A 23759-nucleotide genomic window follows, 5' to 3' on the forward strand; every position below is an offset into this window, starting at 1 on the left:
TTTGATTTGCGATCAAGCCTGTGCGTAGTTTGATTTGCCAGCAAGCCAACGTTGAATCAATTTATCGGTAAGCTCTGGATAGTCGTTCAAAATTTTGAAGGCAATGGGTCTTACATGGTCGAGTGTTTGTTTATCGCGGTTTAGGTCAGCAATTTTAAATTCAGCTAGGCCTGTTTGTTTGGTTCCAAGTACTTCGCCTGGGCCACGAATTTCAAGATCTCGTTCAGCAATCACAAAACCATCATTACTTTCACGAAGCACCCCTAAGCGTTTTTGCGCTGTGGCTGACAATGGTGCATGATAAAGTAAAACACAGTGTGATGCAGTTGCCCCGCGACCAACACGACCACGCAGCTGGTGGAGTTGTGCAAGCCCCAGCCGTTCAGGGTTTTCAATAATAATAAGGCTAGCATTAGGCACATCAACACCCACTTCAATCACCGTTGTGGCAACGAGTACATGAATATTACCTGCTTTAAACTCGCTCATAATGGCTTGTTTTTCAGTGGCTTTCATTCGGCCATGTACTAAGCCGACGTTTAGTTCGGGTAGTGCTGCTTTTAATTGCTCTGCGCTATCTTCTGCGGCTTGGCATTGTAGCACTTCAGATTCATCAATCAGGGTGCAAACCCAATACACTTGCCGGCCTTGATCTGTACATGCGGTTTTAACGCGTTGAATGATTTCGTCTCGACGGGCATCAGGAATAGCCACCGTTGTAATGGGCGTTCTACCCGGTGGTAATTCATCAATTACTGAGGTTTCTAAGTCTGCGTAGGCTGTCATGGCTAAAGTACGCGGAATAGGCGTTGCAGTCATCACTAATTGGTGTGGGTAACAGTCACCAAAACGGCCTTTTTCACGCAGTGATAAGCGCTGATGAACACCAAAGCGGTGTTGTTCATCGATGATGATTAGCACCAGATTATTAAACTCGACCTGCTCTTGGAATAACGCATGGGTGCCAACAATCATTTGTGCTTCCCCTGAGGCTATTTTTTCAAGAGTGGTTGCGCGCTCTTTACCTTTGCTTTTACCACCTAACCAAGCGACTTCAATGCCTAATTGATTAAACCATTGGCTAAAGTTGATGCCATGCTGCTCGGATAAAATCTCAGTAGGTGCCATTAAAGCTACTTGGTAGCCTTCGCTTATAGCGGTGAGTGCACTAAGTGCTGCAACTAAGGTTTTACCTGAACCTACATCGCCCTGTACTAAGCGCATCATCGGAAACGGGTGTTGTAAGTCACCTTTGATTTCTGCCACGACACGACTTTGCGCGTTGGTTGGGCTGAAGGCTAAATTTGCTAAAAACTGTTGCTCAAGTTGGTTATGGGGCTTTAAAGGGACGGCTTTTACGGCTTGCCCTTTTTGGCGTAACTTTAAAAGGCTTAAATTTTGCGCAAGTAACTCTTCAAACACTAACCGTTGCTGGGCAGGGTGCATACCTTGTTCAAGGGCGGTTAAATCAACATCGTTTTGTGGGCGATGTAAGGTCATTAACGCATCGGCTAAGCTCATTCCGGTTGGTTGAAACTGTTCTGGTAGTAATTCTTCTACCGGGTATTTAGATAATAGCGCAAGCGCTTGATCGCTAAGCGCGCGAATAGATAATTGTTTTAGTCCTTCAGTAACAGGATAAACCGGCGTGAGCGTGGTATTTGTAGGTTGCTCTGAAGGTGTATCCGATAGGCTGTATTCAGGGTGCGTCATTTCAAAACCAACACGACCACGGCGTATTTCACCAAAGCAGCGAATGATCTTACCTGCACTTAAAGCATTTTTTTGAGCTGCGCTAAAGTTAAAAAAACGCAGCGTTAAACGGCCCGTGCCATCGTTAATTTGGCAAACCAGCATGCGTCTTTTACCAAAGGTGATTTGGCTGGTTTCAATGGTGGCTTCAACACTAACATGGCTATGCGGTTGTAGTTCGCAAATTGAGTGAATACGGGTGCGGTCTTCATAGCGGTGAGGCAAATGAAACAGCATGTCTTGCACCGTATGAATATTTAGCTTAGCGAGGCGCTCGGCCATTTTTGGGCCGACGCCTTTTAATTCTGTGATTGGGTATAATGCTAAGCTAGGGTGACTCAAAGGTGACTCAAATTGTTAATTAGTAGACTATTTTTTCAGTTTACTTGCACTCGTTAGAGGCATCAAGCGATTGCGTATGTTTTAAGGTATGCCAAAACGCTTCATCAGCAACAATGTCGCCGTTTTCATCAAGCTCAGGATAAGGCAGTTCCTTTTCTCGGCATTGCTCAGCAATAATAGGGTGGCAGCCTTCAAATAAAATACGATGCTTAACTTTAGCATCAAGCATATTGCGGTCGTAGAGCCCGGCTACTTCTCTTTGGCGCTGTGCTTCAAATAGAATAAGTGCAGCAGCAACAGATACATTAAGAGACTGCACCATGCCTTGCATTGGAATGATGATGTGCTTATCGGCATGTTCAAGTGCCCGAGTTGAAATTCCATCTCGCTCTTGGCCAACAATAACAGCTGTCGGTTTGGTGTAATCAATGTCACGAAAATCAACGGCATCATCACTGAGATTAGTTGCTAAAATTTGTACCTCAGGATTATGGGCACGCATTGTGGCTACAGCCTCATCAATATTGCGGTGCAAATGAGTTTCAAGCCAATTCTTACTACCGCCTGAGGTATTGTTAGTTAACCACTTTTGGTTATCGGGCCACACTGCATGTACATGATGACACCCCGTGGCATCTGCTGTGCGGGCAATGGCTGATAAATTATGATGTTTATGTACTTCTTCTAAACAAACCGTTAGGTCCGTTTGGCGGCGATCTAACACGCGCTTTACACGCTCAAAGCGAGTTGTATCCATAGTTGTGTGCTCGTTGACGGATTCTATTGGCGCTGATTATACCCTAGGGAACAACAGCACGGCTAATTGGGTTTTGAAGTGAGATCAGCGTTTCTGTTGATTGAATGGCTTCAATCGCTTGGATTTTATTGATCAGTACATCTTGTAAGTGATCAATTGAGCGAGCCATCACTTTGATAAAAATACTGTAATTTCCCGTGGTGTAATAGGCTTCAACCACTTCTTCTAGCTCTTTTAGGTGCAGCAAGGTTTGCGGATAATCACGGGCGTTATTGAGGTTAATACCAATAAAACAACAGACATCATAACCAAGTTGTTTAGCATTAATACTCACTTGTGTGCCTGTAATAATACCTGCTTGTTTCATTTTTTCGACTCGTACATGAATAGTACCCGCGCTCACAGCAAAGCGTTTAGCAAGTTCTGCATACGCTGTTCGGGCATTTTCCATTAATGCGTTAAGGATGTTTTTATCGAGATTATCGATTTGATAATTTTCCATAGTATTTCTTGTTGCTAATTGTTGAATCAATAAATTTTATAGCATTATTTTTATGAAAATTTCAATGTTAAGTTCTTTTTGTTGATGGTTATTGAAAATAATCTTGGTTTAGTTGAGGATTGCTTTATCGGAGAAAGCCAAGCAGCGGGCTTTTCTCATAAAGCAAGTAACAATAACTGGGAATGAGGCCAATTATTATGAGTTCACACTATCTGCAGCAACAGCAGCAAATTAGTAAAGTAAAACAGTTCTTTTCAAGCCAATTAGAACAACAATTAGGGTTAGTTGAAGTACAAGCACCAATCTTGGCTAAGGTGGGCGATGGTATTCAAGATAATCTAAGTGGTACTGAAAATGCTGTCTCGGTCGCAGTAAAAACAATTCCTGGTAGTCAATTTGAAGTAGTTCACTCTTTAGCTAAGTGGAAGCGTAAAACCTTGGCTGATTACGGTTTTTCAGTAGGTGAGGGGCTCTATACGCATATGAAAGCACTTCGCCCTGATGAAGAGTCACTTAGCCCAATTCATTCAGTGTATGTTGATCAATGGGATTGGGAAAAAGTAATTTGCGAGAGCACGGAGCGTACACTTGATAAGCTTAAAGAAACTGTGACATCACTTTATCAGGCGATTAAAGCAACCGAGCGCTTTGTAGCGAGTGAATTTGATTTAACGCCTTTTTTGCCTGAGCAAATCACCTTTATACATAGTGAGCAGTTGCGCCAGATGTATCCTGACTTTACTGCGAAACAACGTGAAAAAGCGGTGGCGCAAGAATACGGTGCGGTATTCTTAATTGGTATTGGCGGCACACTCGCCGATGGTAAAATTCATGACGTACGGGCACCGGATTATGACGATTGGTCAACGCAAACATGCAGCAAATTTGCAGGCTTAAATGGTGATATTTTAGTTTGGAATCCTGTGCTTGAAGATGCTTTTGAAATATCTTCAATGGGCATTCGCGTAAGCCCTGATGCTTTAGCTACTCAGTTAGCGATTACTGGCGATCAGGCTCGCTTAGAGTTTGATTGGCATAAACAGCTACTTGCGAAAAAGTTTCCGCAAACAATAGGTGGTGGTATTGGCCAATCTCGACTGGCTATGTTGCTGTTACAAAAGCAGCACATTGGACAAGTACAAGTAGGTGTGTGGCCTGAGCAACTAAAACAGCAAGTGGAAGGAATTCTTTAAATTAAGATTAATGACCCTGGTAAAAAGAGGCTTTAAGCCTCTTTTTTATTAACTGGTTTTAAACTCTACCTCAACCTTGTTTTCTTCAAGCTTGACCTTACACGGTGGGTATTGGCGGTTTGTACGCAATACTTTGTCGAAAATATGAATTTCTACACCAGAGTGCAGTGTTTTATTAACAATGAGCTTTGCGTCTTCAAGTAAGTCATGTAGGTGGTTCTCAAGCGTTGATAGTTTTTTTTCTAACATTTCAGCTTGCTCACAGTAATGCATTTGTGTGGCACCTATTTTAGCGAGTAACAGTTTTTTCTTCTCAACATCTTTTACTTGATCCGCTTTTTCTATTGCTTCTTGAAGAGTGTCGAGTTGTGAGTCTGTCTGCGCAAGATCTTTTAGGCATTGATCTGTTTGTGCGGTGACGTCGGCACCTGATGCTGCTAAGTTTATTAACATTTTTGCGCCAGATTCATTGCCAATTTCACCAGCAATAACCATTTGTGCATCTAAAATCTCACCGCCAAACAGTTTGCCCTGTGGGTTATCCTCTTGACCAACTTGTAACAGCTTAGTAGCCTTCATGACACAGTGGCTAGATTGACGTTCAATAAGGATATTATTCGCTTCTAAGTAGCAGTATTGGCCATGAGATAAGTGAATATCACCTTGGCAAATAATATTACAGGAAAGACTTTTATCTTCTAGCTGATGACCAATGACGCCTTGCTTTATTGTGATGTTGCCAGCGGCGGATAAGTTACCTGACTCAACGGTGCCCATTACGGTAATGTCGCCTTTGGCGTTAATACGCATGCCCGGTTCAACGTTGTGAGTAACAATGACGCTACCTTCAAAGTCTACGTGACCACTTTTTACGTTTACATCGGCGATAGTAAAAATATCATCTACGCGCATTCCGTTGGCGATCTCAACCGGCACACCTGCAATGACAGAAATAAGTTCTAGTGGGTTGTTTTTAGAGATTTCGGTGCCTTCACCTGCGACCAAAGTGAGGCTCTCTCCCGGTTTGGCGGGAAGTACATCGCCTGTTACAGTAAAGCCTTCTTTTCCTGGAGTCGCTGGAATTTGCTTAATCAACAGCACGCCGGGCTCAACGCTAGCTAATTTACCAAAATCACGCATATCAACAGTGCCATCTTCGCGAAGTTTTGGTTTTTTTAGGCGATCTTTTAGTGTTTCGACTTGTGGCACAAACTTGGATGGCTGACCATCAATTGGAAGACGGCCTTTTGCTAGAACACCTTCTGTTTTGGTGCCTGCTGGTAATTCAAATTGCTGTTGTAATAACTTTTCTAAAAATGCCTGTTTGTAACCTCGTGCTACACCTGCTTTTATTAGCTCTTTTTTGGCGTCTTCTAAGCTCATAACTTTGCCGCCTTCAGCGACTGTTAATTCGCCTATCGCCTGCATTTTGTCATCACTTATTTTTACTTCTAGGGTTGCATCATGTTTAGAGGCAACAACGAGCGTACGCTCATTCGATTCACTTTTAAAAAAGTTATTAATAGAGTCGTGATCAACTCGGCACTCACTATAAGGTGATTTCTCAAGTGCTTCGATGATAAATGCAGCACTTGGTGGCGAATGTTCATGAACATCTAATAAAACGTTGCCATTGTGAGCGAGCTTAAACACGTGGAGATCCTTTTATACAACAATAGTGAAAGGGTTACTTAGTAAACCCAAACCATCTCAAAAATTTAGCTTCTAACTGGTATTCAAGCGCTTCAAATAAGGTTTTGATTCACATAATGGTAAAAATCAATAACGCAATATAAATCGCTTTTTAAACCAATCGTTTGAACACTTCTTTGAGCCTAATGTTTATCGGTGGTACTTCTTCAAATAAATTGCCAACAAAGGCAAAGTAATACGTTGATATTAAGCCTATTTAAAATGCAAACTATGACATTTTGAGGTGATCTGAATACCTTTACTATACAGATTGCTAGAGAATCGTTGGTGAGTCAAGAATTTCGGATGAGGTAAAATAGAAATTTGTCAATAAAAGTGCCAGCAACAAATAGCTGCTGGCATAGCTGATTAGTTTGTTGAAGGCAGCTCCATGATACCGTCAATCTCAATTTGCACACCTTTTGGTAAAGCGCTAATACCAATTGCAGCGCGTGCAGGGTAAGGCTGCTTGAAGTATTGACTCATAACTTCGTTAACAATCGCAAAGTTTGATAAGTCAGTTAAGAAGATATTTACTTTCACCATATCTTGAATTTGACCGCCAGCAGCTTGGCAAACAGCAGATAAATTTTTGAATACTTGGTGCGTTTGTTCAGTAAAGTCTTCTGAGATCACTTCCATTGTTTCTGGCACTAATGGAATTTGACCTGATAAATAAACAGCCGTGCCTACTTTAACTGCTTGGCTGTAAGTACCGATTGCTGCAGGCGCATTATCAGTAGAAATAAATGATTTGTTCATAATTATCCTTGTTACTTTTTACGATAGACTCTTTGTACATCAGGCATCACGCGAATGCGGCGCATAATGTTGGCAACGTGAACACGGTTTTTAACCGTGATACCTAGGTCTATCATGTATAAATTGCTTTCTTTTTCATCGGTGGCTATCTCAACTATGTTAGCTTGGGTTGAGGCTACAACATTGGTTAATTTAGCCAGCGCACCCTGATGATTGATGATCTCAATACGCAGAGCGGCTATATATTCTTTTTCTGGGTTATCGTCCCATTTTACAACTAAGTATTTTGAGCGTTCTTTTTCCCAGCCTCGAATGTTCTTACATTCTTGGCGGTGGACAGTCAGGCCTTTACCTTGGCTGATATGAGCTGTGATGGCATCACCTGGTACAGGACGGCAGCATTTAGAATAGTTAACTAACATGCCTTCTGTGCCTATGATTGTTGCTTTGGCTTTTTTGGCGATGTCGTTTATATCTTCAACATCGTCTTGCATCAAGCGTTTAGCAATTAATACGCTCATAAGATTACCTGAACCAATCTCTACGAGTAATTCAAGTAAAGTATTTAGATTATGTTCTTGTAATACTCGACGGATATTTTCATCTGGGATGTCATCTAATTTTGACTCACCAAGTGCAGAATCTAATAAACGGCGACCAAGCAACATCGCTTCTTCATGTTGTTGGCTTTTCAGATAGTTACGTATACCTAAACGTGCTTTACCAGTTACAACAAAGTTTAGCCACGTCGCATTTGGGTGCGCGCCAGAGCTGGTGATTACTTCAACAGTTTGCCCAGTATCGAGAGGTTTGCTCAAAGGGTGAGGTTTACGGTTTACTCTTGCACCCACACAGGTATTACCTACGTCTGTATGTACTGCATATGCAAAGTCAACAGCGGTTGCTCCCATTGGGAGCTCAACGATACGGCCATCTGGCGTGAAAACATAAATTTCCTCTGGGAAGAGTTCAGTTTTAACGTTTTCTACAAATTCAAATGATGAACCAGCACTTTGTTGCAGTTCAAGTAAGCTTTGCATCCATTGGCGAGCGCGTTGTTGCGCAGTATGTCCTGCGTTATCACCGGCTTTTTTATACATCCAATGTGCCGCTACCCCTTTGTCTGCCATATGATCCATATCGTGAGTGCGAATTTGAATCTCAACAGGAATACCATGCGGGCCAACCAAAGAGGTATGTAAAGATTGGTAACCGTTGGTTTTAGGAACCGCTATATAATCTTTAAAGCGGGTTTCAATTGGCTTATAAAGGTTATGTGCCACACCTAGTACGCGGTAACAGGTATCCATGTTATCGACATTGATCCGAAACGCGTAAATATCCATCACTTCGTTAAATGACAGCTCTTTATTTAGCATCTTCTTGTAAATGCTATATAGATGCTTTTCTCGGCCAGAAATGGTGGCGTCGATACCTGATTCTTCTAAGCGTGCTTCTATTTCTGTTTTAATATTGCTAATGACTTCTTTTCGGTTTCCACGGGCTTTGATAACCTCTGATTTCAAAGCGCGATGACGCATTGGGTATAACGCTTGAAAACCTAAATCTTCCAATTCGTTTTTAATATCATGGATACCTAAGCGATTAGCTATCGGGGCATAAATTTCGAGAGTTTCACGAGCAATACGACGGCGTTTGTCTGGGCGAAGTGCGCCTAAGGTGCGCATGTTGTGAGTTCGGTCAGCAAGTTTAATTAAGATCACGCGAATATCTTGGGTCATCGCCATGATCATTTTTCGATAATTTTCAGCCTGAAATTCTTTTTTATCTTTAAAGCTGAGTTTATCTAGCTTACTCACTCCTTCAACAAGCTCAGCAACGGTCTCGCCAAAAATTTCGGCTAAGTCTTGCTGGCTAAAATCGGTATCTTCAATCACATCATGCATCAAAGCTGCCATGAGTGTTTCATGGTCTAAGTGCATGCCGGCAAGTATTTGTGTAACTTCAACTGGATGAGTGATGTAAGGCTCGCCGCTTGAGCGAGTTTGGCCTTCGTGAGCTTCACGGGCGACCACGTATGCTTTTTGAACCAGCTCTATTTCAGCAGGTGGCAAATATTCGGTTATTTTCTTTTTTAGGCCTTCGAATAGATACAAAGTCACACTCCAATGCGCAAATGAAGTAAATCGGTAACGGTATGAATAGAATATACGATGAAAAGAAGGGCTTGCCAACGGCTAGTGTTGAAATACTAGCCGTTAAGCTAAATCAAAGCAGGGCGCTTGATTATTGGTTGCCACCAACGATAGCAGCAACAGCAGCCATTTCTGCTGCTTCTTGATGTTGTTGCTCTTCACGGTCGATCAGGTCCATAGACGAGCTATTTACTAACCCTTTCTCAATTTCACGTAGAGCAATTACAGTAGGTTTATCATTTTCAGCATCAACGAGTGGATCTTTACCACCAACCGCGATTTGGCGGGCACGACGAGCCGCAACTAAAATTAAGTCAAAACGATTACCAATTGCATCTACTGCATCTTCAACAGTTACGCGAGCCATCTTAGCACTCCAAATAAATTCTTAAGCAAAGGCGTAGTTTACTGTACCAAGTTAAATTCGCCAATAGCTTGTGGTTAATTTTTATCTTATTCTTAAAAAAGTATTATTTAAGTAAGTTCTCTAATAGCGCCTGATGGCGCACAGTTTGGCTTTTTAACGATAAACGTTTAGCCATCACGATCGTTTCGATTTCTGAAAGTGCAGTTTCAAAGTCATCGTTTACAACAACGTAATCATATTCATTGTAGTGGGAAGTTTCAGATTGTGCTTTTGCCATCCGTCCGGCTATTACTTCTTGTGAATCTTGACCACGATTATTTAAACGTGATTCAAGTTCTTCTTTTGACGGCGGAAGGATAAAGATAGTCTCAACATCATCAACTAATTTACGAATTTGCTGAGCACCTTGCCAGTCAATATCTAAAAATACGTCGATTCCAGCGTCTAACTGACTCTCGATTGCTTGCTTAGAAGTACCGTAGTAGTTATCAAAAACTTGCGCCCATTCAAAAAAGTCATTTTTCTCGATCAATGCTTTAAACGCTTCAACAGAAACAAAATGATAATGAACACCGTTTTCTTCACCTGGTCGAGGTGAGCGAGTCGTATGTGATACTGACACTTTCATATCGTTGTATTTTTTTAGTAAAGCACTTATAAGACTTGATTTTCCTGCACCAGAAGGAGCCGATAAGATAAATAAATTTCCGCGAGTTTGCGCCATGATCTGTCTCTAATAAAAAATAAATAGGCTCGGACTATTGCTAACCCAAGCCTTTAATTTATCCATTGTACTTTATTTCGCTAAATGCGCTCAAGTTCACACAAGCGAACCTTTGACATTGAGGAATAAGCTGTATAGATAATCTAAACAGTCTTTTGCAAATTAGATTTTTGCGAAAGCGTCTTGTAGTGGTGGTACTACTTGCTTCTTACGGCTTAATACACCATCTAACCAAACGCGACCGCCTTCTGATTTAACATCATAAGCAGCTTCGATTACTGCTACGTCATCAGACGCAATTAGCATTTCTGAGCCTTCTTTCATGATATCAGTTAACAGGAGTAATACTGAGTGGCGGCCGCCTTCTTCTTTAAGCTTTGCGATGTCTGCTTCAAGATCTGCTTTGATTTCATCAAATACAGCAAGGTCGATAACTTCTAGCTGGCCAATACCTACTAGTTTACCGTTCATATTGAAGTCTTTGAAATCACGCATTACTAAATCGCGTGCTGGCGTGCCTTCAACTGCTGATTTAACCTTGAACATTTCCATGCCAAGTTCTTTGAAATCTTCAATACCAGCGATTTCAGCAAGTGCTTCAACACACTTGATATCAGCCGTTGTGCAAGTTGGTGATTTAAAGATCACAGTGTCGCTTAGGATAGCGCATAACATGATGCCTGCGATATCTTTTGGAATTTCTACATTGTAGAAGTCATACATCATTTTGATGATGGTGTTTGAACAACCCACTGGGCGGATCCAACATTCAAGTGGTGTTGACGATGTTAAGTCGCCTAGTTTGTGGTGATCAACAACACCCACAACACGTGCTTCATCGATGTCATCAGGTGCTTGTGTTTTTTCTGTGTGGTCAACGATATAAACGTCTTCGCCTGCGTAGCTAAGTTTTAGCTCAGGTGCTTCGAAACCGAATTTATCTAGGATAAATTGTGTTTCAGGTGATACTTCACCTAAACGCGTTGGGATCGCAGGTTCATTGATTTGGTTTTTTAAGTAAGCAAGCGCAATTGCACCGCAAATTGAATCTGAATCAGGGATCTTATGACCCACTACATACATTGACATTGACGGAACTCCTTTAAATTTGGCGGATATTTTAGCAAAGTATCGACAGATTGATACATAACAGACATGAAATTTTGTTGATCAATTACAACTGCCAATTAATGTCCTTTTTGGTTACACTTTAAGATATTGAAAACTGAGGAAGATACTGATGCGTTTGAGCCGAAAAGCATGGAATAATGTGGTGATTATTTCGATGCTACTGATGATTTTTTTCTTCAATGGCCTCCATAAAAAGCTCAATACTCAGCCCGTTGAAGAAGGAGTGCAAGCGTTACTCCCAGAGCAAAGCTTCATTTTGGCGATGGCATTTCCAGAATTAAAAATTGAGCGTATCGGCACCTCTTGGCGTAGCCAGTCATTGCAAAAAGCCTCTTGGCAAGGCGATGAACAACAGCTCGAACAACTCGTTGAGCTTTGGCAACATCAAAAACTCACTATTGCCAGTATTCCTGTTAGTCAAATTTCTCAGTCGTCAGCAGATTATGTTGCTTCTGTGTGGTTAGCCGGGGAGCAATTGCCTGCTGTTTATCAGTTGTACCATATAGATAGTAAATATTATTTATTAGATAAGCGGTTACAGCGGGTGTTTGTGCTTGAGCAAGCTGATGCCGCTAAGTTATTTCCGTTATACCCGTTTTAAGAGAGTCTCAGATGCCTGAATTACCTGAAGTTGAAGTGAGTCGGTTGGGGATCACCCCACATGTGCTGGGTCAAACTGTTGCTAAAGTAAATATTCACAATGCGAGCATGCGTTGGCCAGTGCCGGATGATGTCTATCAATTACAAGGCCTTAAAGTGACATCAATTGAGCGCAGAGCAAAATATTTACTACTCGGCTGTGAGCTCGGTAGTGTTATTTTGCACTTGGGGATGTCGGGTAATTTGCGTGTTGTTAATGCAGATGAACCATTGAAAAAACACGATCATATTGAGTTTATTTTGGCTTCAGGTAAAGCGTTGCGGCTTAACGATGCTCGTCGCTTTGGTGCTTGTTTATGGCAGGCGCCAGGTGAATGCCATACTTTGCTGAGCAAGCTTGGGCCAGAGCCATTAACAGATGAGTTTGTGGCACAGCGTGTTTACGAACAGTCGAGAAACAAAAAAGTACCGATTAAACAGTTTATTATGGATAATGCGGTGGTAGTTGGTGTAGGTAATATCTACGCTAATGAATCGTTATTTAAAGCGGGGATCCATCCAAAGCGAGAAGCTGGCAAGGTTTCTTTGCAGCGTTATCAGCAATTAGTGCCTATTATTAAAGAGACACTCGCTGCAGCCATCACGCAAGGCGGCACAACGTTAAAAGATTTTGCTCAAAGTGATGGTAAGCCAGGTTATTTTGCCCAGCAATTACTGGTGTATGGCCGCAAAGGTGAGCCATGTGTTAATTGCGAGGAGCCATTAAAAGAAATTAGATTAGGACAAAGAAGCACAGTGTACTGCTCTAATTGTCAAAAATAACAACGAATCCCTCATCTATGTAGTATTGCAACAGATAGCAAGATAGAGACAGGCTTAAGGAATGAGAAGGTTGTATGCTATTAAACAAATACCTCATAGGATATGTGTTGGTAATGGTGCTTGTTGGTTGCTCAAAAGAGCAACCAAACGAGGTAATTGAAGAAGTTGTTACTGCTAAGGTCAAACAGTTTGATGTGCCATTATACGGAAACTACGTGGCACGCACAGATGCGTCGCTGGATGTTGAAGTACGCGCGCGGATCACAGGCTTTGTAGAAAGTGTTGAGTTTGTCGAAGGAAGCTGGGTTGATGAAGGGGATTTACTCTATACCATTGACGATAGACCTTACCGAGCCAAGCTTAATCGCGTTAAAGCGGCGCTGCAAAAAGACCTAGCAGCGTTGGCTAAAGCCAAACGGGATGTAACTCGTTTAAAACCCCTTTACGAGCAAGATGCAGCAAGCCAGCTCGACTACGACAACGCTATTTCTATTCAAGAGCAAGCGCAAGCGTCATTATCAGCAACCCAAGCAGAGCTTGAAGAAACGAAGCTCGAACTCGAATATACCCGCATTACAGCGCCAATTAGTGGCATGGTAGGTAGCTCTGAAGCTGATTTAGGTGCGCTAGTCGGCACTAACGGTATTTCTTTGCTAACCACTATTCAGCAAATAGATCCTATCTACGTTAATTTTAATATGTCGGCACTGGATTACTTAAACGCAAAACGCCGTATGAGTAGTTTGATGGATCAGCTACAAGCCGAACAAAAAGGTAAAGCGCTTGAAGGATTCGTGCGTATTTCTTTGCCAGATGGCAGCGAATATCGCTACTGGGGTGATGTGAGCTTTACTGACCCTAAGATTAGCCCGAAAACAGGCACCTTTAAAGTACGGGCACAATTACCCAATCCCGACAGTGAGTTATTACCAGGCCAATATACTAAAGCGCGTATAAAGTTGTCGCAGATCAGTAACGCCATTGTCGTCCCTGAAGAGGCTACGCAAGTTGAGCAAGGTGGTATTTATGTGATGGTGGTGCTTGATTCAGGTGTGATAGAGCGGCGCTTTATTGTTGTTGAGCATTATGGTGAGCAAGGTATTGTGGTCAGCGGTGGCTTGAGTGCGGGTGAACTAGTCGTGGTTAAAGGCTTGCATCGTATTCGTCATGGCCAACAAGTGAAAGCGATTTCACTCGAGGAGTTTGAAAAGCATCAACTAACCCCAAACGCCGATCATCAACTGCTCGCCCCAGATAAACCTGCAAAACAGGAAGATAAAAATAAAGCGCAGGGAGTTTAATTATGTTTTCGCATTTTTTTATTAAGCGCCCGGTGTTTGCCATTGTTATTTCGCTAGTTATTTTACTCACTGGCTTGGTCTCGCTTTTTACTCTGCCAATTGATCAATACCCCGATATCGCTCCGCCATCGGTTAAAGTGTCGGCTTCATTTCCGGGAGCAACCGCCGAAACCGCATCTGAATCTGTAGCTATTCCACTTGAACAAGAATTAAATGGCACGCCAAACATGTTGTATATGGAGTCTAAGGCCACTAACTCAGGGAGTGTTGGGATCACACTTACCTTTGATGTTGGTACCGACCCTGATCTTGCCCTTGTAGATGTGCAAAATACAGCAAGCCAAGCTGGCAGTAATTTACCTGTTGATGTGCAAACTGAAGGGGTGACAGTGTCTAATGAAAGCTCAGTCGAGCTTTTGAAGCTAGCGCTGACATCTGATGACCCTCGCTATGACGAAATCTACTTGAGTAACTATGCCAGCATTAATGTTGAAGCGGCTTTAAAGCGCGTACCGGGGGTTGGGCGAGTTCGTAATACCGGCTCGCGCTCTTATGCTATGCGGGTCTGGTTAAAACCTGACATTTTAGCGGGCTATGAATTAACCGTGAATGATGTGAGTGCAGCAATCAAAGCACAAAACAAAGAGGCCGCTGCCGGTGAGATAGGTGCACAACCTATGAAAGATGCCATTAAACTTAACTTTCCGGTACGAGCGCAAGGAAGGCTTAATAAGGTTGATGAGTTTAATAATATTATGCTGCGAGTTAATAGTGATGGCTCGATGATTCGCTTGCGGGATGTCGCAAGGGTTGAGCTGGCTTCCTCTGCGTATACCTTAAACTCAAAACTCAATGAACAACCAGCGACTATTTTACAGGTTTATATGTTGCCAGGCTCTAATGCATTAGCGGTTACTGAGCGTGTTAAGGCAGAGATGGAGCGCTTGAGCGCGGCTTTTCCGAAGGGAGTGAAATGGCAGCTTTTTTATGATGCCTCTGAGTTCATCAAGCTGTCGATTAATGAGGTGATCAATACCCTTATCCAAGCACTAGTTTTAGTGATTTTAGTGGTGTACTTATTTTTGCAAAATTGGCGAACGACCTTGATACCTGCTTTAGCTGTGCCGGTGTCGATAATTGGTACTTTTATCGCCTTGGCTGCATTTGGTTTTACCATTAACAATGTCAGTTTATTGGCTATGGTTTTGGCAATAGGTATCGTCGTTGATGATGCGATTGTGGTGGTCGAAAGTGTTGAGCGACTGATCAATGAGCAAAATATGGAGGTAGTTGCTGCCACTAAACAAGCCATGACAGAGCTTTCAGGTGCCATAGTAGCAACGTCTTTAGTACTTGCGGCAGTGTTTGTGCCGGTGTCATTTTTAGCCGGTATTACGGGCATTATGTACCGAGAATTTGCGATTTCAATTACCGTTGCCGTGCTCATATCAACCTTAGTTGCTTTAACCTTGAGCCCCGCTTTATGTGCGATTTTCTTAAAACCTAGTACCCCCTCAAAGATTAAGATTTTTGTTAAGTTTAATAGCTGGCTTGAAGGTGTTGGCGAAAAATACACCTGGCTCGTAAAGGCTAGCTGTGCAAAAGCAAAACGCAGCTACATTGCCTTTTTTATTATGTTAGTAGGAGGCTATTTTATGTTTAGCCAACTACCAAGCAGCTTTATGCCGCAAGAAGATCAAGGGCGCTTTTTTGTTGATATTACCTTGCCAGATGCGGCAACGGTTTCACGTACCAATGAAGTAATAAGCAAAGCAAACCAATTTGTTATGAGCCATGCGGGGGTGGCTTATTCATTCACTCTAGCGGGTGAAAACCGCCGTGCTGGTAGTGCGCAATCGCATGGTCAAATGGAGGTTATTTTACAACCTTGGCAAGTGCGTGCGGAGCAAGGATTTACGGTCACAAGTGTGATGAATGATATACGTAAGCAGCTGTATGCCATTCCGGATGCTGAGTTTAATGTGTTTCAACCATCAGCTGTGGCAGGGCTTGGTTCGGGCTCTGGCGTTGAGTTTGCACTACAAGAAAAAACAGGAGGCAACTTAACAAGCCTAGTTGAATCGCTTGAGGTTTTACTGGCAAATTTAAATAACCGCCCTGAAGTTGCTAAAGCAAGTAGCTCACTGCGTGGCTCAGTACCTCAGCTGTTTTTAGAGTTAGATAGAGAAAAAGCCATGGCATTAGAGGTGCCGATTGCCGATGTCTACAGCACAATGAAAGTGCTTACTGGCTCATCAACAATTAACGACTTCAACTTATTTGGCCGGGTTTATCGGGTTAAAGTTCAAGCAGAAGATGAATTTAGAGCACGCCCAGAAAACCTCAACGAATTTTATGTGCGTTCTAAAAATGGCGCTATGGTGCCATCAAATGTGCTTGCTAAGCTTAATCTAACAACCGGTCCGTCTGCGATAAATCGCTTTAATATGTTTACCAGTGCCATGGTGAATGTGTCACCAGCTACTGGCTATGCATCGGGTGACGTGATTAAAGTAATTAAAGAGGAAGTGGCTAAATTACCAACAAATATTGGTTATGAATGGACAGGCTTAACTTATCAAGAAATTCGCTCATCCGGTCAACTAGGTATTGCGGTGAGTTTGGCGATTGTGTTTGTTTTTTTGTTTTTAGCAGCGCTTTATGAAAGTTGGGCATTACCATTTGCGGTATTACTTATCAGCCCTATTGCCATGTTAGGGGCCTCTATATTGACCTTGGTGACGGGGCATGAAAACAACTTATTTTTTCAAGTCGCGTTTATTGCATTGATAGGCCTTGCAGCGAAAAACTCTATATTGATTGTTGAAGTGGCTAATCAGCTTTACCAAGAAGGTATGAATGCCGTTGATGCTGCAATAGAAGCCGCCCGTTCTCGTTTTCGACCCATCTTAATGACCGCAGCCTCTTTTGTGCTTGGCGTTTTGCCGTTAGTACTTGCCTCTGGCCCCGGAGCAGTTGGTCGGCAGTCGGTTTCTATGCCTATTTTAGGGGGGATGTTACTAGCAAGCTCTATTGGCATCATATTAGTGCCGTTGTTTTTTATTACCGCAGCACGCTTTGTGAAAAAACAGCAAGCAACCGCCTCTAAAGTGTTAGCAAAGGAGCAAGTTGATGCATAAATTGTTGCCATTATTTTGTTTTGCTTGCTTACAAGGCTGTGCTGTTGGCCCTGATTTTGAAGTGCCTGAGCATAGCAAAGTCACTAACTTTATGGGGGCCGCAGCAACGCCACAGTCTGAAGCTTTAGCTGGCTGGAAGCAAATATATAGCGACCCACATTTGCAAAAACTGATTAGCCAAGCGCTGGTCAATAATCAAGATATGTTAATTGCGCAATCGAAAATTATCGAAGCGCGAGCTCGATATCGGATTACCGATGCCGCTTTATGGCCTGATGTAAGCGTAGGGCTTACCTCAGAACGAGAAGAAGAGCTTAATAGTGGCCCTGAAAACTCATTTGATTTAAAAGGTTACTTAAGTTGGGAGCTAGACTTATTTGGCAGCAATCGGCGCGCAAGCGAAGCCGCACTGGCAAATTATTATAGCCAAGAGCAAGCCCGAAATGCCTTGCAGCTCGCCTTGATTGCTGATGTGGCGCAGCAGTTTTTTGCCCTTAAAGAAGTAGAAGAGCAATTAAAAATTAGCCTGAGCACAATTAAGCTTCGTGAGAAAGAGCTTGAAATTGCGCGTATTCGCAAAAAAGGCGGTATTATTTCAGGGCTAGAACAACGCCAAGCTGAAGTAGAGTTAGAATCAGCAAAGGTGAAGATCCCGCCATTACAGCACAGTGAAAGGCGGATTATTAATCAGTTAAAGTTTTTAATTGGTGATGCCAATGCTGATGTGCAAGGGGGTAATGAGTTATCTGTGCAAATCCTTCCTAAGCAACTACCAACAGGGTTACCTAGCGAACTGTTAAAGCGTAGGCCAGATGTGCAACAAGCAATGTATCAATGGCAAGCAGCAATGGCTGAGATTGGGGTCGAAAAAGCGGCGTTATTTCCAAAACTTAATTTGTATGCTGAGCTTGGTAGTGAAAGTACTGATTTTAATGATTTGCTTGCCAGTAATTCGCAGGTTTGGTTGCTGGGCTCAGAGCTGTTAATGCCAATATTTAATATGGGCCGCAATCAGGCAAATTTAACGGTTGCGGAACAACGGGCTTATCAGGCAAGTATCAAATACCAAAAAACAGTGCTGGTGGCACTGCAAGAAGTGAGCAATCAGTTATCGAACTACCAGTCGGCAGAGCAAAGCTATGATGCGCAAAGAAGCTTGGTGCTCAGTAGTCAAGATTACTACCGCTTAGCACGCCTTAGGTATAGCAATGGTGTTGCCAGTTCACTTGACTTAATGGATGCCCAGCGGCAGTTATTTTCGGCAGAAATAGCCTTATCGCAGGCAAAGAATGACCGTCTGCAAAGCTTAGCAACACTCTATAAAGCCCTTGGTGGCGGATGGTATGATACCAATCCGCAATAATACTTAATCATTTTGAGGGATTAAACCTGTCGCTATCTACGTTAAAAATTTCTGATTTAGAACAACTAAATAACGAAATTTTTGCCTTGCTATCAACGAGGTTTAATTGCCTCAAAATAGATCACTTAATTAAGCGAATTGGTATGAATTGAGCGAACAGGAATTAGAAAAAGTAGTGGATTAATTTAAAGAGCATGCAAAAGCATGCTCTTTAAACACTTATAACTCAAATGGTGCTACGCCAACGGCTTTCATCTTGTAGCCTACTTGAGCAATTTCACCAGACCAGGTTTCTGTGCTGATAACGCCTGTCACTACGATCGCATCGTACAGGCTTTCGATTGGCACACCGCCTTTAATAGTAACATGCACAATTTGGTTTGGTGGCGGTGGTGGTACGTGAATACACGCTCCAAAATAAGGCACTAGTAAAAACTCGGTGATCACTTCGCTATCGCCTTCTAGTGGTACCACAAAACCAGGCAAACTCACTGATTTTCCATCAAGCTCCTTTACCACAGGCGCATCAAGGTCTGGTTGCACCCAGTTTTGCTCGCTACCTTCATGGTTTGCTTGTGCTTGGGTGTCGATTTGGACATGACCTTTGGGAATTAAATCTTCCCAGAAAATTTCTTTTGGTGCGCCAGCATTGGCTGTAGCGCACACAAATAATGTGACTAAAGCGACGAGTTTTCGAAAAAACGGCATAACATTCCTTAAATTTTAATACTCATACCATCAGCAAGAGAGTAGAAATACGCACGGGTTGCAGGAATTAACCCAACAATAAAGCCTGCGACCATTATCGCAGCTAAGAGCATAAGTTCATAGGATGACAATAAAGCTATATTTAGGCTTATTCCGGCATGGCTTTGCAAGTAATCTGCGCCGAGTAGCATTAAAGCATAGAACAATGCGGTGCCAACAATGCAGCCAAGCCCTGTAATGAGTAACGATTCGACACTGATCAAGGTGAAAATATGCCAAGGCCGTGCGCCAACAGAGCGTAAAATAGCAAGCTCTCTGCGGCGTTGATTTAAGCTTGAAAGCAGGCTCGTTAACATGCCAAGTAAACTGATCAGTACCACGACAATAGAAAATAACAGCAAGATTTTTTCCACGATAGAAAGCATTTCCCAAAGTTCACGCAAGGTAACGCCCGGCATAATGGCAAGCAGTGCTTCATCTTTGTATTGGTTGATATTACGACGCACTTGTAAGGTATAAAGCGGAGAGTCAAAACCAAGTAAAAAAGCGGTTATTTGTTTTGGTGTACCCACTAAATCAACATCATCATGCTGGTCGTGGTCGTGGTCGTGGTCGTGGTCGTGGTCGTGGTCATTTGCATCAGCCTGAGCGGGTTGATGTTGATGAGCATGGCCGCCATGAATCTCCTCAATTGCTGCCAGTGGAATATGTAGGGTTTTATCAACAGGCGTCCCCGTTGCTTTTAAAATACCAACCACTTTAAATGGGTTATCGTCATGGTTATGAAAGCTGGTATTGCCCATGCCGTGTGCAATCACCACTTCATCGCCAAGCTGATAGCCTAAGGTGTTGGCAACCTCAGCACCTAACACAACCTCAAACAAGTGATTAAATTCATGACCTTGTGAAAAGCTTAACGGTTGCTTTTTAGCAAAGCGATAGTGCTCAAAATAGTCTTTATTTGTGCCAAGCACAGCTAAGCCTTTGTGGCTGTCGCCAAGCGACATAGGAATAGCCCATTTTACGCCGCGTTGCCCTGTGATGTATTGGTAACTTTTCCAGCTCACGCCATTGTTAGCATGACCAATACGAAATACTGAAGACAGCAGTAGTTGGATGTCACCGGTACGTGCGCCAACAATTAAATCAGTGCCTGAAATTGTATTGCTAAAGCTACTTTTGGCATCGACTCGAACGCGCTCAATCGACATCAGTAGCATAACGCTAATTGCTATCGTAAATAACGTGAGTAGGGCACTGGCTTTACGGTTTAATAAACTTTTCGCGGCGAGTTTAACGAGTAGCATGTGTGCCTCCTTGTAACTCGACAAGGCTGATACTACGAGTAAATAATGTTTGTAGTGTTTCATCATGACTGACAAACACCAGCGTGCTATTTGCCGCGCTTGCTTGCTCAAATAATAATTTTACGAAGGCTTGGCGATTTTGTGTATCGAGTGCTGAGGTAGGTTCATCTGCAATGATAATTTCAGGGCTGCCTATAAAAGCACGCGCAGCAGCAACTCTTTGTTGTTGACCAATACTAAGCTGTGCAACGGCTTGATGTTGCAAGGAATCATTTAGCCCTAAAGCACTGAGTAAGCGGCTTGCCTCTGCTGCTAATGTTGCACTATTTTTTAATGCATTTGTTTGCCTTTGTTTTGAAAACTGGCATCCTAAAGTTACGTTTTCAATAGGGGATAAATAAGGTAATAGATTAAAGTTTTGAAAAATATACCCTATGTGGTCGGCACGAAAACGGTCACGTTGACTGTTGCTAAGCTCGTTTATCGCTTTATTAAGTAATTCGATACGACCTTGATTAGGAATAGTAACACCAGCGAGCAGTGATAATAAGGTTGATTTACCACAGCCGCTTGGACCATGAAGAAAAACATGTTCGCCTTGATCAATATCTAATTTAGAAATATTGATCGTCGGCTCAGGTTGTTTTGTGTGCCACTTGAATAGCACGTTTGCAAGCGTGATCATAACGACCTATCAATTGTTACCATCGCCAGTAATTTAATTTTTTGCGCATCTTAAAGTTACGAATAAAGTTACGTGGTTTTGGCTTAAGTGCTGGATTGCTCAATAGTAATTCATTGCTTGCAGCAAGTACACGTTGACTCGATAAGCCGTCTTGATATGGGTGAAGCTGTTGACAAAACTGCTCAATTTTTTCCATTAATTCAGCTGGTCGTGTAAAGGCATAATCTATCGCCTCAGTTAGCTTATCGGCATCAGTGATATCTATTAGATGTTCGCCAGGTGCTTGGTTACAGAAAGTGACAACAGGCTTTCTTTGTAAGATAAACATCAACAAAATAGACGATGTATCACATAGCATGACATCTGCCGCTTGTAATAGCGGTAATACATTATCGGTCTCGACAAAGGTAAGATTCTCATTTTGAAGCGCTTTGTATTTCGCAACAAGCTCGCTTGGCATTTTCGGGTGAAACTGCATTAAAATTCGCCACTTTCCTTGCTCACTGTACGCTTTTATCTGCTCGTATAATTTAGGGGCAAGAGAGAGGTTGCGAGAAAATGTTGAACAAATTAAAAGCGTTTGCCTTTGATCGCTCTCATCTATGTATGGATTGTTCGCCATTTTCGAAAATAACGGATCAAGAGTTGGCCAACCTGTTTCTTTGGTTATAAAAAAGCCATGTGCTTTAGCTAACTCTGAAAATCTTTTACTCGTATTTGGGCCTTGAGTGCAATATAAGTCAAAACAACCTCTTATATTGAAGTGATCTTCATATCCTCTTCGATTTAACTTTCCTGAGTTAAAGCCATGAAAAACAGCTACTTTTTTACCGGGTATAAAGTTTGGAATAATATTGCCAGGTATAAAAGAAATATCTGGATTCCAATCTATTACCGATTCAATTGAAGTGAGACAAGATTCATCAGAGTGCAAAAAGTCAGGATTAACTTCATCACCCTCTAAAAACCATTTTACTTCGCCTCCGCGCGCTAGAATCTCTTTCTGTAAAGGACGCAAAATAGCGTAAGAGTAGTTTTGAGAAATATACATTAAGTATTTTTTGTCTGCTGTAGCTGCTAAATAATCCAAGAACACCTCCTATTGCGAGACAATATTATAACGAAATCGCGCTTATGACAGCAAAATTACAGAATCGTGAATTATTTATTGTATTTAGTGTTCTTGATTATGCGCAGATAACCGGGCAATGATTGAGCTTTAAGCACGTCTGGATTATTATAGGCGGCCATAACCCCAATCCCATACATGTGCTCACAGGAGCATGCCAAATACTATCGGAGATAGCATGACTAGCTATAAAGTTTTAGACGTAAACGATGATTTACCGATCCGTACAAAAGGTGCGGTTCATAGTGGTAAAGTGCGTTCAGTTTATTGGTTAACTGATGAAGACAGCGCTCGTTTAATTAGTGAAAAAGGGTACCAAGTTCCAAAAGGTACTGAGCTGGCTATTATGGTTATTTCTGACCGCATTTCAGCGTTTGATTGTATTTGGCAAGGTGAAAACGGCTTAAATGGCGTGCCAGGTAAAGGGATTGCACTGAACTCAGTGGCATCTCATTGGTTTAAGCTATTTGATAAAGCAGGCCTTGCAGGTAATCACATTGTTGATATTCCTCATCCATATGTGTGGATTGTCCGTAAAGCGAGTACGGTTAAAGTAGAAGCGATTGCTCGTCAGTATATTACGGGTAGCATGTGGCGTGATTACGCTAAAGGTACGCGTAATTTCTGTGGTATTGATTTACCTGAGGGCTTAGCCGCGAACCAGAAGCTAGAAGAAGTGTTAATTACGCCATCAACCAAAGGTATTATCCGCGGTGTTGCTGACATTCCAGAAGTTGATGATGTGAATATCACGCGTGAAAACATCACGAATAACTTAGCTGTTTTTAACTTTAAGTCTGAAGACGATGTTGCTAAATACGAGCAATTACTTGTTGAGGGCTTTAAGCTGATCAGTGATGAACTTGCACAGCTAGACCAAATCTTTGTCGATACTAAGTTTGAATTTGGTTATGTTGAAGACATTGATGGCTCAGATAAGCTTATTTACATCGATGAAGTGGGTACACCTGATTCATCACGCATTTGGGATGGCCCTGCTTATCGTGACGGTAAAATTATTGAAAACTCAAAAGAGGGTTTCCGTCAGTTATTAATTAATAACGTGCCAGACAGCGACGTGTTATTAAATAAAGACCGCATGGATGAGCGCGAGCAGTTAGCAAAAGATTACGCATTGCCAGAATCTGTGATGCTTGAAGTGTCTAATACTTATGTTGGCATTGCCAGCAAAATAATTGGGCAAGAAATTACGATTCCAGCTGATCCTCGTAGTGAGGTTATTGCGATATTAGATAAAGAGTACGGCTTAATTAAGCACGGTTAACTTTTATCAATCAGATTTAGCAATTTGCTAGGTCAATAATA

General features: G+C 42.2%; 20 protein-coding genes. 7 read left to right on the forward strand and 13 right to left on the reverse strand.

What is annotated here, in order from left to right; all coding sequences use genetic code 11:
* Positions 1-12 precede the first annotated feature (12 nt).
* Genes recG through asnC form a run of 3 tightly spaced genes read right to left on the reverse strand, consistent with a single transcriptional unit; the run spans position 13 to position 3353 of the window.
* Positions 13-2094, reverse strand: coding sequence for an ATP-dependent DNA helicase RecG (gene recG, locus NH454_RS03410; protein WP_253038218.1), 2082 nt, complete (start codon positions 2092-2094; stop codon positions 13-15).
* 40 nt (positions 2095-2134) lie between these two features.
* Positions 2135-2851 carry a tRNA (guanosine(18)-2'-O)-methyltransferase TrmH gene (gene trmH, locus NH454_RS03415; RefSeq protein ID WP_253038219.1) on the reverse strand — a complete coding sequence of 239 codons (717 nt, stop codon included), beginning with the start codon at positions 2849-2851 and terminating at the stop codon, positions 2135-2137.
* A gap of 43 nt (positions 2852-2894) precedes the next feature.
* Positions 2895-3353, reverse strand: coding sequence for a transcriptional regulator AsnC (gene asnC, locus NH454_RS03420; protein ID WP_062567385.1), 459 nt, complete (start codon positions 3351-3353; stop codon positions 2895-2897).
* Positions 3354-3550: 197 nt separating this feature from the next.
* On the opposite strand from asnC, the gene asnA reads away from it, so the two are divergent.
* Positions 3551-4546 (forward strand): aspartate--ammonia ligase, encoded by a 996-nt coding sequence (gene asnA / locus NH454_RS03425; RefSeq protein ID WP_135926157.1) that lies wholly within the window; start codon positions 3551-3553, stop codon positions 4544-4546.
* A 48-nt stretch (positions 4547-4594) separates the two neighbouring features.
* Here the strand turns inward: asnA and NH454_RS03430 are convergent, their stop codons facing one another.
* The 6 genes from NH454_RS03430 to NH454_RS03455 all read right to left on the reverse strand — a co-directional run bounded on the left by NH454_RS03430 (position 4595) and on the right by NH454_RS03455 (position 11336).
* A complete protein-coding gene (locus tag NH454_RS03430) occupies positions 4595-6199 on the reverse strand; it encodes a FapA family protein (RefSeq protein WP_138557035.1) in 1605 nt (534 codons plus the stop codon).
* Between the two features lie 408 nt (positions 6200-6607).
* Positions 6608-7000: a RidA family protein gene (locus NH454_RS03435; RefSeq protein ID WP_135926155.1), complete on the reverse strand. Its 393-nt coding sequence runs from the start codon at positions 6998-7000 to the stop codon at positions 6608-6610.
* 11 nt (positions 7001-7011) lie between these two features.
* Positions 7012-9117, reverse strand: a complete 2106-nt coding sequence (spoT, locus tag NH454_RS03440; protein WP_135926154.1) for a bifunctional GTP diphosphokinase/guanosine-3',5'-bis pyrophosphate 3'-pyrophosphohydrolase — start codon at positions 9115-9117, stop codon at positions 7012-7014.
* 130 nt (positions 9118-9247) lie between these two features.
* The gene (rpoZ, locus tag NH454_RS03445; protein ID WP_036973056.1) at positions 9248-9523 is read right to left on the reverse strand and encodes a DNA-directed RNA polymerase subunit omega; all 276 of its coding nucleotides are present in this window, start codon (positions 9521-9523) and stop codon (positions 9248-9250) included.
* 103 nt (positions 9524-9626) lie between these two features.
* Complete coding sequence (gmk, locus tag NH454_RS03450) at positions 9627-10247, reverse strand: guanylate kinase (protein ID WP_253038221.1); 621 nt, start codon at positions 10245-10247, stop codon at positions 9627-9629.
* A gap of 162 nt (positions 10248-10409) precedes the next feature.
* On the reverse strand, positions 10410-11336 hold the full coding sequence (locus NH454_RS03455; RefSeq protein ID WP_253038222.1) for a manganese-dependent inorganic pyrophosphatase: 927 nt from the start codon (positions 11334-11336) through the stop codon (positions 10410-10412).
* A gap of 151 nt (positions 11337-11487) precedes the next feature.
* On the opposite strand from NH454_RS03455, the gene NH454_RS03460 reads away from it, so the two are divergent.
* The 5 genes from NH454_RS03460 (at position 11488) to NH454_RS03480 (ending at position 18604) form a co-directional block, all read left to right on the forward strand.
* The gene (locus NH454_RS03460; protein WP_235382228.1) at positions 11488-11979 is read left to right on the forward strand and encodes a hypothetical protein; all 492 of its coding nucleotides are present in this window, start codon (positions 11488-11490) and stop codon (positions 11977-11979) included.
* Between the two features lie 11 nt (positions 11980-11990).
* Positions 11991-12800, forward strand: a complete 810-nt coding sequence (gene mutM / locus NH454_RS03465) for a bifunctional DNA-formamidopyrimidine glycosylase/DNA-(apurinic or apyrimidinic site) lyase (protein ID WP_138557032.1) — start codon at positions 11991-11993, stop codon at positions 12798-12800.
* Positions 12801-12874: 74 nt separating this feature from the next.
* Complete coding sequence (locus NH454_RS03470; protein WP_253038223.1) at positions 12875-14101, forward strand: efflux RND transporter periplasmic adaptor subunit; 1227 nt, start codon at positions 12875-12877, stop codon at positions 14099-14101.
* Between the two features lie 2 nt (positions 14102-14103).
* Positions 14104-17241, forward strand: coding sequence for an efflux RND transporter permease subunit (locus NH454_RS03475; protein ID WP_253038224.1), 3138 nt, complete (start codon positions 14104-14106; stop codon positions 17239-17241).
* Positions 17234-18604 (forward strand): efflux transporter outer membrane subunit, encoded by a 1371-nt coding sequence (locus NH454_RS03480; protein ID WP_253038225.1) that lies wholly within the window; start codon positions 17234-17236, stop codon positions 18602-18604. The genes NH454_RS03475 and NH454_RS03480 overlap by 8 nt, the downstream gene beginning before the upstream one ends.
* A gap of 219 nt (positions 18605-18823) precedes the next feature.
* Here NH454_RS03480 and NH454_RS03485 read toward each other — a convergent pair whose 3' ends face one another.
* Genes NH454_RS03485 through NH454_RS03500 form a run of 4 tightly spaced genes read right to left on the reverse strand, consistent with a single transcriptional unit; the run spans position 18824 to position 22394 of the window.
* Positions 18824-19312 (reverse strand): DUF3299 domain-containing protein, encoded by a 489-nt coding sequence (locus NH454_RS03485; protein WP_135926146.1) that lies wholly within the window; start codon positions 19310-19312, stop codon positions 18824-18826.
* Between the two features lie 8 nt (positions 19313-19320).
* On the reverse strand, positions 19321-20619 hold the full coding sequence (locus NH454_RS03490) for an ABC transporter permease (protein ID WP_253038226.1): 1299 nt from the start codon (positions 20617-20619) through the stop codon (positions 19321-19323).
* A complete protein-coding gene (locus tag NH454_RS03495) occupies positions 20606-21304 on the reverse strand; it encodes an ABC transporter ATP-binding protein (protein ID WP_138557027.1) in 699 nt (232 codons plus the stop codon). Before NH454_RS03495 ends, NH454_RS03490 begins: the two co-directional genes overlap by 14 nt.
* A 16-nt stretch (positions 21305-21320) precedes the next feature.
* On the reverse strand, positions 21321-22394 hold the full coding sequence (locus NH454_RS03500) for a CDP-glycerol glycerophosphotransferase family protein (RefSeq protein WP_235403855.1): 1074 nt from the start codon (positions 22392-22394) through the stop codon (positions 21321-21323).
* A gap of 217 nt (positions 22395-22611) precedes the next feature.
* On the opposite strand from NH454_RS03500, the gene NH454_RS03505 reads away from it, so the two are divergent.
* Complete coding sequence (locus tag NH454_RS03505) at positions 22612-23718, forward strand: phosphoribosylaminoimidazolesuccinocarboxamide synthase (RefSeq protein WP_235382237.1); 1107 nt, start codon at positions 22612-22614, stop codon at positions 23716-23718.
* Positions 23719-23759 lie beyond the last annotated feature (41 nt).

Origin of the sequence: Pseudoalteromonas sp. Ps84H-4 (assembly GCF_024124645.1) — a bacterium.
GTDB lineage: Bacteria > Pseudomonadota > Gammaproteobacteria > Enterobacterales > Alteromonadaceae > Pseudoalteromonas > Pseudoalteromonas lipolytica_C.